Raw genomic sequence first — 14,829 nt, forward strand, 5'->3', positions numbered from 1 at the left:
CTCTACAATGAACGAGACTTACGCCGCAGCGGCCTGCTCGCGGCGCGGGCCTTCACGCAGGGCGCGGCCAACCATGCCCACCAGCAGGTCCAGCTCCTCGCTGTCCATGCCGAAGTGCGGGGTGAAGCGCAGCGAGTTCTCGCCACCGTGGATCACGTTGATGCCGTGCTGGCGCAGCCATTCCTCGGTGGAGTTGGCGCCGTAGCACTTGAACTGTGGGGCCAGCTCGCAGGAAAACAGCAGGCCAGTGCCCTGCACCTTGGTGATCAGCCCGCCCAGCTCGTTCTTCAGCTGTTCAAGCTTGCGCACGGCCTCGGCACCACGCTCGGCGATGTTGGCGCGCACCTGCGGGGTCAGCTGGGCCAGGGTGGCGCAGGCCACGTCCAGCGCACGCGGGTTGCTGGTCATGGTGTTGCCATAGATGCCCTTGCGGTACAGCTGCGCGGCATGCTCGGTCACCGCCAGCACCGACAGCGGGTACTGCGCGGCATTGAGTGCCTTGGAGTAGGTCTCCATGTCCGGCGGGTCCAGGCCTTCGAAGCCCGGATAATCGACCACCGAGAGCACGCCATGCGCACGCAGGCCGGCCTGGATCGAGTCGAGCAGCAGCAGGCTGCCATGCGCACGGGTCAGTTCGCGGGCCACGGCGTAGAACGACGGCGGCACCGAGCGGCCCGGGTCGCCTTCGCCCATCACCGGTTCCAGGAACACCGCCTCGATGAACCACTGGTTGCGCGCGGCGTCCTCGAACACCTTGCGCAGGCCGGCCTCGTCGTAAGGCGCCACGGTGATCACCGAGTCCTCACCGCGGTAGCTGGCCAGGTGCTGCATGTAGCTCTTGCGGCTGGAATCCGAATAGAGGGCAGGGCGGTCGGTACGGCCATGGAAGCTGCCCTTGACCACCACGCGCTTGATCGCAGCACCAGCGTGGCGCGCACCCGGGTCGGTCTGCAGCTTGGCGTTGACGTCGGCGATGCGCGCGGCCAGGCCGACCGCTTCGGAGCCGGAATTCAGGCACATGAAACGGGCGAACGGGCAGCCGCCACGGCGGTGGCCGATCTCGGCACGCAGGGCGGTGATGAAGCGCTGCTGCGACAGGCTGGGGGTCATGATGTTGGCCATCACCTGCGGGCGGGCCATCGCCTCCAGCACGGCATCCGGGGTGTGCCCGAAGCCGAGCATGCCGTAGCCGCCGGCGTCGTACAGCACGGCGCCCTTCAGGGTGACCACCCATGGGCCGCGCGCAGCCAGTGCCACGTACGGGGTCACTGCGTCATCGGCGTAGAAATTGACGAAACCGTCCTGCATCGCGTCGATCTGCGCCTGTTCGTCCTGCGCCAGCAGCGGCCCCAGGTCGGCCTGCACGCGCGCGAATTCCTCGGCGGCGGCGTCCACCGCGGCGATCAGCTGCGGGTGGTTGGCGGACAGGGCGGTCAGGGTGGCATCGTCCAGGCCGGAGGTGAGGCGGGTGCCGGGCTGGTTGCGCAGGGGGGCGAGGCGTTCGATGAAGCTCATTGCAGATCTCCTGAAACAATGGGTCGCACGGGCCTTCAAAAGCAAAACGCGCGTCATCACGCGCGCTTGGGGCGGGCTCGTGCAGCGGACTTCCGGCTCGATGCTAGCACTTGTTTTTTTGCGCGATAACCCCGCAGAAACCTGCTGCATAGCAGCATTTTGCGCGACGTTCGCCGCGAAGCACGCCGGCTCGCAGACGCTGGACGTACAATGCGCGCCATTGTCGACCTGTTGCCGCCCACTGCCTTGAAGAAGTCCGATTTCCACTACGACCTGCCGGCTGAACTGATCGCGCAGGCTCCCCTGGCCGAACGTTCCGCAAGCCGCCTGCTGCTGGTACCGCGGGCGCCCGATGCCTTCACCGATCTGCAGGTGCGCGACCTGCCGTCGCTGCTGCAGCCGGGCGACCTGCTGGTGTTCAACGACACCCGGGTGATCCCGGCACGCCTGTTCGGGCAGAAGGCCAGCGGTGGCCGCGTGGAGATCCTGATCGAGCGCCTGCTCGGCGCCCAGCAGGCCCGCGCGCAGGTGGGGGCCAGCAAGTCGCCGAAGGCCGGCAGCCGCATCGCGCTGGATGCCGGTGGCGAAGCCGAGGTGCTGGGCCGCGATGGCGAGTTCTACGTGCTGCAGTTCCATGTGCCGGAATCGCTGGAACAATGGCTGCTGCATGCCGGCCGCCTGCCACTGCCGCCGTACATCCAGCGCGAGCCGGGCGTGGACGACCGCGAGCGCTACCAGACCGTGTTCGCGCGCGAAGTGGGCGCGGTGGCGGCGCCGACCGCCGGCCTGCATTTCGACGAGCCGCTGCTGGCCGCGCTGAAGGACAAGGGCGTGGAGTTCGGCCACGTCACCCTGCACGTGGGCGCGGGCACCTTCCAGCCGGTGCGCGCCGATGACCTGAAGGACCACGTGATGCACCGCGAGTGGCTGAACGTCGGCGCCGAACTGGTGCAGCAGGTGCGGCGCACGCGCGCCGCCGGCGGCCGCGTGATCGGCGTCGGCACCACCGTGGTGCGCGCGCTGGAAAGCGCGATGCGCGATGGCGAACTGCTGCCGTTCGCCGGCGAGACGCAGATCTTCATCACCCCCGGCTACCGCATCCGCAGCGTCGACGCGATGGTGACCAACTTCCACCTGCCGGAAAGCACGCTGCTGATGATGATCTCCGCGTTCGCGGGCAAGGAGCGCGTGTTCGAGGCCTATCAGCACGCGATCGAGCAGCGCTACCGCTTCTTCAGCTACGGCGACGCGATGCTGCTGTTCCCGCAGGCGGGGTAGGGCCACAGCCTCTGCTTGTTGTGGGTGCGCACCGTTGGTGCGCACTTGCCGATACCCGGATGGGCGGAAAGCCACGCATGGCGTGGCCCTACTGCCGCTGGAATCAGTAGATCCACGCCATGCGTGGATGGCATCCCAACGTTCTTCCCGGCAGAAGGTGCACTGCGAGTGATGTGGTGACCACCCGCCAAGGCCAGTGGCGACGAAGGTGAAACCGCGCCCCGCGAGGTTTGTCGCTTTTTTCAGGATTAAGCGGGCAGCCCGCCGACAGGCGGTCGTCCAAGGCCTGCGACAGCGGGCTAGGATCGCATCGCGCAGACCCCGGGGAGGGGCCAGTGCCCCACCAAGGAGAACGTTCATGCGCCGGATTGCCGGGTTGTGCCTGATCGTGTGTGGCCTTTCGTCCTGTTCCAGCGTGCCCGATGTCGCCTACTGGCCCGAGCATGAGGCCCGTCCCCTCGCATTGCCTGCGCGCAGCGAGCGAATGGTGATCGAGATCAATGATGCCGGGGGCTTCCATTGGCCGGGCCAGTTCAACCGCCTGCAGCGCTGGCTGGCGGCGGAACCTGTTGATCTCCCGGTGGTGGTCTTCATCAACGGCTGGCACCACAACGCATCGCCCAATGACAGCAACTTCACTGATTTTGAAGAATTCCTTGGCAAGGTCGAGGCCAAGGCGGGAACCCCGGTGAGGGGGCTCTATGTGGGGTGGCGTGGTGACTCCTACGATACCCCGCTGGCCTGGGAGCCGAGCGACTTTCTGACGGTTTGGGATCGAAAGAACGCCTCGGTGACGGTAGGGGAGAACGGGCTGGCGCAGGTGGTGGCCCTGTTGCGCGAGCAGCATCCGGAGAGGGCGGTCTACATGATCGGCCACAGTTTCGGCGGCTCCGCCCTGTTCCATGCCATCAAGGATGGCCTGGTGCAGGAGCAGTTGGATGGCTTTGAGTACTTCATGCTCAATCCGGCAGTGGCCGAGCGTGAGTTCGACGAGGTCGAGCAGGCGCTGGTCTCCGCGTGGGCAGCGTCACCGGCGTTTGCCGGAACGGTATCGATCACGGCTGCGGACGCTTTGCGCCAGCATCGAAAGGTGACGGTGCTGCAGGCGCAGGGCGACAAGGCCGTCGGTATGGGCTACCGGATTGCGTTCAGGGGCACGCCCATTGGATTTGACCGTCAGCGCCAGACCCATCGAGCCTGGGTCTGCGCCACGGCCGATGCCTGTCCGCCACCGCCGCTGGACGCCTGTACCGCAACGCTTGCCGATGGCCGTTTCGTTCTGCGCGCCCGGACCATACCGGGCCAGGGCTGTGCGCCAATGCAGCAACGTCCGGTCTGGGTGATCGCAGGCGCAGACAGTGTCTCGGCCGACCACAACGACATCCTGAACTCGATCCAGGCGGAGGCCCTGGCCGACCTCGTGGCGCAGCGCTGGCGCCTGCGGGCGGGGCGCTGAACGGCGTAGACAGGTCGTGGGGTTCGTCGGCGCCGGGTTTTGGGGGACAATAGACAATTATTTGCCTGAATGACCGCTCCATGTCCCGATTGCAGTTCCAGCTCCAGACCCGCGACGGCCGTGCCCGCCGTGGCCGCCTGACCTTCCCGCGTGGCACGGTGGAAACGCCGGCCTTCATGCCGGTGGGAACCTATGGCTCGGTCAAGGGCATCCTGCCGGACCAGGTGCGTGCGCTGGGCGCCGAGATCATCCTCGGCAACACCTTCCACCTGTACCTGCGCCCGGGCCTGGACATCATCGCCGACCACGGCGGCCTGCACGGCTTCTGCCGCTGGGATGGCCCGATCCTGACCGACTCCGGCGGCTTCCAGGTATTCTCGCTGGCCCACCGCCGCAAGATCACCGAGCAGGGCGTGACCTTTGCCTCGCCCACCGACGGTGCCCGTGTGTTCCTGGGCCCGGAAGAGAGCATGAAGATCCAGAAGGTGCTCGATTCGGACGTGGTGATGATCTTCGACGAGTGCACCCCGTACCCGGCCACCGAGGATGTGGCGCGCCGCTCGATGGAGCTGAGCCTGCGCTGGGCCCAGCGCAGCCGCAACGCGCATGACGAGCTCGGCAACGACGCGGCCCTGTTCGGCATCGTCCAGGGCGGGGTGCACACCGATCTGCGCAGCCGTTCGGCCGAGGCCCTGCAGGCGATCGGCTTCGACGGCTACGCCATCGGCGGCCTGGCCGTGGGCGAGCCGGAGCACGAGCGCAACGCCATGCTCGACCACCTGGATCCGGAGCTGCCGGGTGACCGCCCGCGCTATCTGATGGGCGTGGGCCGGCCGGAAGACCTGGTCGAGGGTGTCGCACGTGGCGTGGACATGTTCGACTGCGTGATGCCCACCCGTAACGCCCGCAACGGCCACTATTTCACCTCGTTCGGCACCGTTCGCATCCGGAATTCCCAGTACGCGCGGGACATGGACCCGATCGAGCCGGGCTGCGGCTGCGTGGCCTGCACCGGCGGCTACACCCGTTCCTACCTGCGCCACCTGGACCGCTGCAACGAGATGCTGGCGCCGATGCTGGGCACGCTGCACAACCTGTTCTATTACGAAAAGCTCATGGCCGACATCCGTGCGGCCATCGAAGCGGGAACCTTCCTGGCCTTCCGTGAGTCTTTCTACGCGGCACGCGGGGCGGTAGCGCCGCCCCTGTAACCCGAACACCCCCTGCCAAACGGCCCAAGGACGAACGCCCGGGGCCGTGGCATACTTCAAGGCTGACCCAGATCCGCGGTCGACACCCCGTGCCCGTGAAAGGGCCGGAGCGCCGCCCAACCAAAGGACCAACGATGAACCTGCTTGCTTTCCTGATTCCCGCCGCCCACGCCCAGGCCGCCGGCGGCCAACCGCAGGGCATGGGCCTGACCACGCTGCTGTTCCCGGTGATCCTGATCGCCATCATGTACTTCCTGATGATCCGCCCGCAGATGAAGCGGCAGAAGGAGCACAAGGCCATGCTGGAGAAGATCAAGCGTGGCGATGAAGTGCTGACCAACGGCGGCATCGCCGGCATCGTCACCGACATCGGCGACAACTTCATCACCATTGAAGTGGCTGACAACGTGCGCATCCGCGTGCAGAAGGGCGCTGTCGGCAACGTGCTGCCGGCCGGTACCCTGAAGTCGGCCCAGTAAGCCACTCCCTTTCCGATGCACAACCGCGGCGCCGGGGATGGCGCCGCGCGGGACCCAAGCAATGCTCGAATTTCCACGCTGGAAGTACGTCGTCATCCTGATCGTACTGGCGCTCAGCGCGCTGTACGCGCTGCCCAACATCTACCAGAAGGACCCGGCCCTCCAGATCACCGCCAACCGTGGCGGCCAGATCGACGATGCGCTGCGCGACCGTGTGCTGGCCGACCTGAAGACGGCCGGTGTCACCACCATCGGTGTCGAGAAGGAAGGGGAAAGCCTGATTGTCCGCCTGCCGGACCTGAAGGCGCAGTCCGCTGCCAGCGACGCCCTGCGTGACACCGTCGGCGAGCAGTACACCGTGGCCCTGAACCTGGCCTCGACCGTGCCGGACTGGCTGGCCAACCTCGGCGGTCGCCCGATGGTGCTGGGCCTGGACCTGCAGGGCGGCGTGCACTTCGTGCTGCAGGTCGACCAGAAGGCCGCTCTCGACAAGCGCCTGGACGCCTACACCGAAGACGTGCGCAGCACCCTGCGCGACGCGCGCATTCCGTACCAGTCGGTGGAACGCCGCGCTGACAACAGCATCGTGGCGAACCTGAGCCCATCCGCCGGTGACGACGCCGCGCAGCGTGCCCGCGCCGCCCTGGTCAAGGCGCAGCCGACCCTCGGCTACGACGTCAGTGGCAATCGCATCACGGTGACCGTGCCGGAAACCGAGATCACCCAGATTGCCAACGGCGCCATCGAGCAGAACATCAACACCCTGCGCAACCGCGTGAACCAGCTCGGCGTGGCCGAGCCGATCATCCAGCGCCAGGGTGCCGATCGCGTGGTCGTGCAGCTGCCGGGCGTGCAGGACACCGCCGAAGCCAAGCGCATGATCGGTGCCACCGCTACCCTCGAGTACCGCGCGGTGGTTGACGGCAATGCACAGGACGCCATCAACTCCGGCCGCATTCCGCCGGAAGCGAAGGTCTACCAGCGTCGTGATGGCGGTGGTCCGGTCCTGCTGAACAAGCGCGTGATCGTCACCGGTGACCAGATGGTCGGCGCGCAGGCGGTGACTGATTCGAACAGCGGTTCTCCGGCAGTCAGCGTGACGCTGAACAATGTCGGCGGCCAGCGCATGTTCGACTTCACCAGCGCCAACGTGAACAAGCCGATGGCGGTGGTCTACACCGAGCGCGTGCCGACCGTGACCGTCGTCGACGGCCAGGAAGTGCGTGGCTTCAAGGTCAACGAGGAAGTGATCTCGGTGGCCAACATCAACGGCGTGTTCGGCAAGAACTTCCAGACCACCGGCCTGCAGAAGAAGGAAGCCGAAGACCTGGCCAAGCTGCTGAAGTCCGGCTCGCTGGCCGCGCCGATGGACTTCGTCGAAGAGCGCGTGGTCGGCCCGAGCCTGGGCGCCGAGAACGTCAAGAACGGTATGCGTGCAGTGGTGTTCGCATTCCTGTTCACCCTGGTGTTCTTCAGCGTCTACTACCGCATGTTCGGCGTGATCACCTCGATCGCGATGCTGTTCAACCTGCTGATCGTGGTGGCGGTGATGTCGCTGTTCGGCGCGACCATGACCCTGCCGGGCTTCGCCGGCCTGGCGTTGTCGGTCGGCCTGTCGGTGGACGCCAACGTGCTGATCAACGAGCGTATCCGTGAAGAGCTGCGTGCCGGCGTGCCGGGCAAGACCGCGATCGTCACCGGTTATGAGCGTGCTTCCGGCACCATCCTCGACGCCAACCTGACCGGCCTGATCGTCGGTGTGGCGCTGTTCGCATTCGGTACCGGTCCGCTGAAGGGCTTCGCGCTGACCATGATCATCGGTATTTTCGCCTCCATGTTCACCGCGATCACCGTGTCGCGTGCGCTGGCGACGCTGATCTACGGCCGCCGCAAGAAGCTCCAGAACGTGGCCATCTGACGGGACGACACGCACATGAAACTGTTTCCGCTGCACATCCTCCCGAACGACACCAAGATCGACTTCATGCGCTGGCGCCATGTCGCGATGGTCGTCACGGTCATCGTGTTCCTGGCCTCGGTAGCCATCATCGGCTTCAAGGGCTTCAACTACGCCCTGGACTTCACCGGCGGCACCCTGATCGAAGCCCGCTTCGAGAAGGCGGTGGACGTCGAGCAGGTCCGTACCAAGCTTGAGGAAAATGGCTTTGACGGTGCCCAGGTGCAGAGCGTCGGTGGCAACACCGATCTGCTGATCCGCCTGGCCCCGCACGGTGAGCACGCTGCCGGTACCGGCGACGCCGCGCACGAGGACAAGGCCACTGCCGCGGCCGTGGTGAAGGCCCTGTCCACCGCCGACAACCAGGCCACCGTACTCCGCAACGAGTTCGTGGGCCCGCAGATCGGCAAGGACCTGGCGATGAATGGCCTGTACGCCACCATCTTCATGCTGGCCGGCTTCCTGATCTACATCGCGGTGCGCTTCGAATGGAAGTTCGCGGTCACCGCCAGCGTCGTGGCGATGTTCGACCTGATCGTGACGGTCGCTTACGTGTCCCTGCTGGGCCGTGAGTTCGACCTGACCGTGCTGGCCGGCCTGCTGTCGGTGATGGGCTTTGCGATCAACGATCTGATCGTGGTCTTCGACCGCGTCCGCGAGAACTTCCGCAGCCTGCGCGTGGACTCGATGGAAGTGCTGAACCGTTCGATCAACCAGACGTTGTCGCGTACGGTGATCACCGCGGTGATGTTCTTCCTGTCGGCGCTGGCCCTGTACATGTACGGCGGCAGCTCGATGGAAGGCCTGGCCGAGACGCACATGATCGGTGCGGTGATCGTGGTGCTGTCCTCGATCCTGGTGGCGGTGCCGATGCTGACGATCGGTTTCCTGCGTGTCAGCAAGCAGGACCTGCTGCCGAAGGCGAAGGACGTCGAGGCCCTGGCCCGTCGCCCGTAAGCACTTGCTGCACGCAGCACACAGAGAACCCCGCGCAAGCGGGGTTTTTTGTTGGCAGGGCCTGCAGCCCTGCACCTGCAGAGGCAACAGCAACAGCAACAGCGGGCATTCCGTGGATTGGTGGGGCGGTGTCGGAGTGCGGGGACGCCGCAAGTACGTCCGTGTAGGCTTGGCAGCCGCATCCATGCGGCTGACACCCCGCACTCCGACACCGCCCCACCTCTGACAGATCCCCACGGCTGTGGGTAGGTGTCGACCTTGGTCGACACATTTGTCAGATATCGAATGAGTCATCCACGCATGGCGTGGATCTACTGTGTCGACCAAGGTCGACACCCACCAGAGCAGAATGCCGTTCCGACAGATCGCGGAAAACTGTCGAAGGCGGGGTGGGTCCGGTTGCGGGGGTGTCTGATCAGTCCGCGGCATGGATGCCGCGGCCAAGCCCCCATGGACGGGTTAACGGCGTCCCCCGCAACCGGACCCACCCCGCCAACCCACGGATAGCCAGCTGTTGCCGTTGAGGTTGACGTTGCTCTGGCTTCCAGCGGGTGCAGGGTGCAACCCTGCAGAACAAACCCCACCCTACGCCAGCGTCGGTTGTGCAATCTTCCCCCGCGCACTACGATCCTGCGGTTCGCGCGCGCAGGCGCGCGCCCGTATTCCTGCTGAGCGCCCCGTGCGCCGCATCTGCCAACCCGAGGTATCCATGGTCATCAAACCGCGCGTCCGCGGCTTCATCTGCGTCACCACCCACCCGACCGGCTGCGAAGCCGCGGTCAAGCAGCAGATCGACTACATCCGCGCACGTCCGCCGATCCAGAACGGCCCCAAGCGCGTGCTGGTGATCGGCGCCTCCACCGGCTACGGCCTGGCTGCGCGCATCACCGCTGCCTTCGGCAGCGGCGCTGCCACCCTCGGCATCTTCTTCGAACGCCCGGGCAGCGAAACCAAGCCGGGCACGGCGGGCTGGTACAACTCGGCCGCGTTCCACAAGTACGCCCACGAAGCCGGCCTGTACGCCAAGAGCATCAACGGCGATGCCTTCTCCGATGAAGTGAAGGCGAAGACCATCGAAATGATCAAGGCCGATCTCGGCCAGGTCGACCAGGTCGTCTACAGCCTCGCCGCGCCGCGCCGCAAGCACCCGAAGACCGGTGAAATCATCAGCTCCACGCTGAAGCCGATCGGCGAGCCGATCACGCTGCGTGGCCTGGATACCGACAAGGAAGTGCTGACCGAGACCCATCTGCAGCCGGCTACCCCGGAAGAGATCGCCGGTACCGTCGCGGTGATGGGCGGTGAAGACTGGCAGATGTGGATCGACGCGCTGGCCGACGCCGGCGTGCTGGCCAACGGCTGCACCACCACCGCCTTCACCTATGTGGGCGAAGAGATCACACAGGCGATCTACTGGAACGGTTCGATCGGCGCGGCCAAGAAGGACCTGGACACCAAGGTGCTGGGCCTGCGCGAGAAGCTGGCCAAGATCGGTGGTGATGCACGCGTATCGGTACTGAAGGCCGTGGTCACCCAGGCCAGCTCGGCCATTCCGACCATGCCGCTGTACCTGTCGCTGCTGTTCAAGGTAATGAAGGAAAAGGGCACCCACGAAGGCTGCATCGAGCAGCTCGACGTGCTGTACGACATTCTCTACGGCGGCAAGGCCGAGGGCGTGGCGATCGATCGCCTGCGCCACGACCTGGTCGATGGGGATGGCCACACCGTCGCGCTGGTCGATGACGAAGGCCGCCTGCGTGCCGACTACAAGGAAATGGCTGCGGACGTGCAGGGCAAGGTGGTCGCGCTGTGGCCGCAGGTGACCAACGAGAACCTGTACGAGATCAGCGACCTGGCCGGTTACAAGGCTGACTTCCTGCGCCTGTTCGGTTTCGGCGTGGAGGGCGTTGACTACGAAGCCGACGTCAATCCGGACGTGAAGATCGAAAATCTGGTCGACATGACCTGATCAATGAAAAGGCCGGCGAAAGCCGGCCTTCTCGTTTGGTAGTGCCGGCCGCTGGCCGGCAACCCCGGGAACCTGAGGCTGCCGGCCAGCGGCCGGCACTACCATCGATCACCCAAACTCGAACCCCATTTCCGGCAGCGCCGGGCCGACGAAGTCGCCCTGCACGTAATCCACGCCGGCACTGAACAGCAGGGTCATCGAATTGGCGTCGCTGACGAACTCGGCGATGGTGCGGATGCCGGCTTCCTGCGCACGCGCGGTAATCTGGCTGATGCGGTCGATGTTTTCGCGGGTGGCGGCCAGATCGCTGGTGAAACCGCGGTCCAGCTTGAGGAACTGCGGCTGGAAGTGGGCCAGCAGCTGGAACGAATCCAGCCCCGAACCGAACTGCTCCAGGCCGATGCGGCAGCCCAAAGGTGCAACTTCGGCAAGGAACTGCTGCGCACTGCGCAGGTGGGTGAACACCTTCGCTTCCGGCGCATGCAGCCACAGCCGTTCGCCGGGAACCCCCTGTGCCTGCAACTCGCGGCGCAGGGTGGCGATCATCTGCGGGTCGTCGAACGATTCCGGCGTCACCTTCACCAGCATCTGCGTGGCATGGCCTTCGCGGGCACGTTGGCCCAGCACGGCGATGGCCTGTGACACCACCCAGCGGTTGATGTCGGCCAGCAGGCCGTGTTCCTCCGCGATACCGAGGAACGCGGTCGGGCTCAGCAGTTCGCCATTGTGTTCCAGGCGCAGGTAGGCCTCATACAGTTCCAGCGACTCACCCTGCAGGTTCAGCACCGGCTGGTAGTGCAGCTGGAAGCCGTCACCGGCCAGCGCTTCACGGATACGGGCAACCCAGCGCAGCACGCGTTCTTCCTCCACGCGGTCGGCAGCGGCCGGGTCGAAGATGCGGCAGGTATTGCCCAGTTCGGCGGCGGCCTGCGTGCATTCGCTGGCGCGTGCCAGCACCTGGCCGATGCTGGCGATCTTTTCGCCCACCTGCACGCCTCCGATGCTGACCGTTACCGTGGCCGAACGCGCGCCGATGCTGAAGACGTGTGCGGCGTAGGCTTCGCGGATGCGCTCGGCCAGTGCCACGGTCTGCGCGTAGGGCCCGGCCTGCAGCACGGCGAAATTGTGTTCGCCGAAGCGGGCCAGCTGCGCGTCTTCGCCAACGACCTCGGCCAGCAGTGACGCCAGGGCGCCGATCAGGGTGTCGGCCGAGGCCAGGCCGATGTCCGGCAGCAGGCGCGCGTAGTGGTCCGGCTCGATCAGCAGCAGACCGAACTGGCCTTCGCTGCGCCCGGCCTGGGCCACCGCGCTTTCCAGCTGCAGCATGAAGGTCGGGCGATTGAGCAGGCCGGTCACCTGGTCGCGCTGGCGCAGGTCCTCGACCTCGCGTGCCAGCTCGGGGTCGAATTCCATGCGGCGGCGAAGCACCACCTGCAGGCAGGATTCGCCTTCGTAGGTGGCGGCGGTGAATTCCATCGTCGCCGGGAACGCGCTGCCATCCTCGTGGCGCGCGTCGAGCTGGTACTGCGGCGGCGGCGCCTCGCCACGGCTGAGGCCCTTCAGCAGCTGCTTGAAGCCTTCCACATGCTGGGCGGCAACCATGTCCAGCAGCGAGATGCCTTCGATGTCATCGAAATGCTCGTAGCCGAACATCTCCAGATAGGCATCGTTGGCGCGGATGTGCATGCCTTCATGCACGTAGGCGATGGGGTCGCGCGAGGAAGCGATCAGGGCATCGCAGCGGCGCTCGGTCTCGCGCATCTGCGCCTCGATGCGGCGCAGGCCACGACGTGCCTGCAGGTCCACCCACTGGTCACGGACCACGGCGAGCAGGTGCTCGGAACGCTGGCGCAGGGCGAGGGCACGGATGCCATGGCTGCTGGCCTGCACCAGTTCGTCTTCGTCGATGCGCTCGGCCAGCAGCACCAGCGGAATGTCCTTGCCGCTGGCAGCAATATGCTGGGCCACCAGTGGCAGCGGGATGCCCTGCGAGGGCGAAGCCAGGACCAGGTCGATGGCCTGGCTGGCCAGCACCTGGGCCAGCTCGGCCGCATCCTGCGGGCGCCACGGGCGTACTGCGATGCCGCTGTTGCGCAGGGTGCTGACGATGGCCTCGGCATTTTCGCCGCTGTCATCGACGATCAGCAGGCGGATGGTGATGTCGTTCGCGTTCTGCATGCACTGCTCCCCAATCTGCAAATCTAGATACACGATGCGCGCCGAACCGTCCATGCGCGCACCCCTTGCACGCATCGAACGGCGATGTGGTTCACACCACGCCACCGGCCGCGTGGCCGCTGGCCCAGGCCCACTGGAAGTTGTAGCCGCCCAGCCAGCCGGTCACATCCAGCACCTCGCCAACGAAATGCAGGCCGGGTACGCGCTTGGATTCCATCGTCGAAGACGAGACCTCGGCGGTGTCCACGCCGCCCAGGGTGACCTCGGCGGTACGGTAGCCCTCGGTGCCACTGGCCACCAGCGGGAACGCGCCCAGCAGCTGCGCGGCCTGGCGCAGCACCGGCTCGTCCAGCTGGCGCACGGGCCGGTCGGGCAGCCAGTGTTCGCACAGCCGCTGTGCCAGCCGCTTCGGCAGTACCTCGCCCAGCACCGTGCGCAGCTCGGCGGCGGGTCGTTCGCGCTTCATCTGGCGCAGCCACTCGCCGGCATCCTGGCCGGGCAGCAGGTCCAGCTCCAGTGCGTCGCCCGGTTGCCAGAACGAGGAGATCTGCAGGATCGCCGGGCCACTCACGCCGCGATGGGTCAGCAGCATGAAGTTCTGGAAGCTCTTTCCGTTGCAGCGCGCCTCGATGGGGAGAGCGACGCCGCTGAGATCGGCCAGCCGTTCCTGGTGCTTGCCGCTGAGCGTCAGCGGCACCAGCCCGGCGCGGGTCGGCAGCACCTGGTGGCCGAACTGCCGAGCCACTTCATAACCAAAGCCGGTGGCGCCCATGCTGGGAATGGACAGGCCGCCGGTGGCAACCACCAGCGAGGCGCAATGGAACAGGCCATGGGTGGTGTGCACGCGGAAGCCGTCGCTGCCGTGCTCGATGCGCTGCACGCTGCAGTCGGTACGCACCTGCACGCTTGCCGCCTGGCATTCGTCCATCAGCATCTTCACGATCTGCTTGGACGAGACATCGCAGAACAGCTGGCCCAGCTCTTTTTCGTGATACGCGATGCCGTGCTTGTGCACCAGCTCAATGAAGTGCCAGGGCGTGTAGCGCGCCAGCGCCGACTTGCAGAAGTGCGGGTTGGCCGACAGGAAGTTGGCCGGGGTAGTGCCGGTGTTGGTGAAGTTGCAGCGGCCACCGCCGGACATCAGGATCTTCTTGCCGACCTTGTTGGCATGGTCGATCACCTGCACCTGGCGGCCGCGCTGGCCAGCCGTGATTGCGGTCATCAGCCCGGCCGCGCCGGCACCGATGACCACCACATCGCAACGGATGGTGCTCATGCCTTGGCGCGCTTGCGCCAGTTCGGGATCACGTCGAGCTGGATCTGGTCATTGAGCAGCTGCACTTCACCGTCCTGGATCAGCACGCTCCAGCGCATGGCGCGCTGGATCTGCTGGCCCCACAGTTCGACGAAGGCTCCATCGAGGTCGACCACCGAAAGGTTGTCGAAGCGCGCCAGGCCCTTGCTCTGCTTGCTCCACCAGATGTCCGAAGCGTTGCCGCCGTAGTTCACCACCTGCACCTGGCGGCTGCGGTTGCTGGCCTTGCGGATGCGCGATTCGTCTGGATGACCCAGGTCGATCCACTGCAGGATGTCACCGGTGTAGTCGTGTTCCCACAGGTCCGGCTCGTCATCGGTGCTCAGGCCGCGGCCGAATTCCAGGCGGTCGCCGGCGTTCAGCGCGAAGGCGAGCAGGCGCACCATCAGGCGATCGTCGGTCTCGGACGGGTGCTGGGCCAGGGTCAGGTTGTGGGTCACGTAGTAGCCGCGATCCATGTCGCTGATCTGCAGTTCGGCCTTGCGGATGGTGGCGGTGAGAGCCATGGGGGGTC

Annotated in this window: 11 protein-coding genes; 7 read left to right on the forward strand and 4 right to left on the reverse strand. The window is 66.1% G+C overall.

Annotated features, from left to right (window positions below):
- Nucleotides 1–18: 18 nt before the first annotated feature.
- Nucleotides 19–1,515, reverse strand: a complete 1,497-nt coding sequence (locus AC13GF_RS13920) for an aminotransferase class III-fold pyridoxal phosphate-dependent enzyme (RefSeq protein ID WP_032128302.1) — start codon at nt 1,513–1,515, stop codon at nt 19–21.
- A 210-nt stretch (nt 1,516–1,725) separates the two neighbouring features.
- Between AC13GF_RS13920 and queA the strand changes: the two genes are divergently transcribed.
- From queA to fabV, 7 genes are all read left to right on the forward strand, one after another.
- A complete protein-coding gene (gene queA / locus AC13GF_RS13925; protein ID WP_483004992.1) occupies nt 1,726–2,793 on the forward strand; it encodes a tRNA preQ1(34) S-adenosylmethionine ribosyltransferase-isomerase QueA in 1,068 nt (355 codons plus the stop codon).
- A 358-nt stretch (nt 2,794–3,151) separates the two neighbouring features.
- Entirely contained in the window at nt 3,152–4,249 is a 1,098-nt protein-coding gene (locus tag AC13GF_RS13930; RefSeq protein ID WP_483004993.1) for an alpha/beta hydrolase, read from the forward strand.
- Between the two features lie 80 nt (nt 4,250–4,329).
- Nucleotides 4,330–5,460, forward strand: a complete 1,131-nt coding sequence (gene tgt, locus AC13GF_RS13935) for a tRNA guanosine(34) transglycosylase Tgt (RefSeq protein ID WP_029379947.1) — start codon at nt 4,330–4,332, stop codon at nt 5,458–5,460.
- Nucleotides 5,461–5,594: 134 nt separating this feature from the next.
- Nucleotides 5,595–5,939: a preprotein translocase subunit YajC gene (gene yajC, locus AC13GF_RS13940; protein ID WP_005409257.1), complete on the forward strand. Its 345-nt coding sequence runs from the start codon at nt 5,595–5,597 to the stop codon at nt 5,937–5,939.
- A 61-nt stretch (nt 5,940–6,000) separates the two neighbouring features.
- A complete protein-coding gene (secD, locus tag AC13GF_RS13945) occupies nt 6,001–7,857 on the forward strand; it encodes a protein translocase subunit SecD (protein WP_483004994.1) in 1,857 nt (618 codons plus the stop codon).
- 15 nt (nt 7,858–7,872) lie between these two features.
- Nucleotides 7,873–8,853 carry a protein translocase subunit SecF gene (gene secF, locus AC13GF_RS13950; protein WP_126929910.1) on the forward strand — a complete coding sequence of 327 codons (981 nt, stop codon included), beginning with the start codon at nt 7,873–7,875 and terminating at the stop codon, nt 8,851–8,853.
- Between the two features lie 709 nt (nt 8,854–9,562).
- Nucleotides 9,563–10,822, forward strand: coding sequence for an enoyl-ACP reductase FabV (gene fabV / locus AC13GF_RS13955; protein ID WP_483004995.1), 1,260 nt, complete (start codon nt 9,563–9,565; stop codon nt 10,820–10,822).
- Between the two features lie 108 nt (nt 10,823–10,930).
- Here the strand turns inward: fabV and AC13GF_RS13960 are convergent, their stop codons facing one another.
- From AC13GF_RS13960 to AC13GF_RS13970, 3 genes are all read right to left on the reverse strand, one after another.
- The gene (locus AC13GF_RS13960; protein ID WP_483004996.1) at nt 10,931–13,000 is read right to left on the reverse strand and encodes an EAL domain-containing response regulator; all 2,070 of its coding nucleotides are present in this window, start codon (nt 12,998–13,000) and stop codon (nt 10,931–10,933) included.
- A gap of 91 nt (nt 13,001–13,091) precedes the next feature.
- The gene (locus tag AC13GF_RS13965) at nt 13,092–14,276 is read right to left on the reverse strand and encodes a BaiN/RdsA family NAD(P)/FAD-dependent oxidoreductase (protein ID WP_483004997.1); all 1,185 of its coding nucleotides are present in this window, start codon (nt 14,274–14,276) and stop codon (nt 13,092–13,094) included.
- Nucleotides 14,273–14,821 (reverse strand): YaeQ family protein, encoded by a 549-nt coding sequence (locus AC13GF_RS13970; protein WP_043403207.1) that lies wholly within the window; start codon nt 14,819–14,821, stop codon nt 14,273–14,275. Before AC13GF_RS13970 ends, AC13GF_RS13965 begins: the two co-directional genes overlap by 4 nt.
- Between the last annotated feature and the right edge of the window lie 8 nt (nt 14,822–14,829).

This window comes from Stenotrophomonas sp. 22LJNL06-5-1 (genome assembly GCF_056861455.1).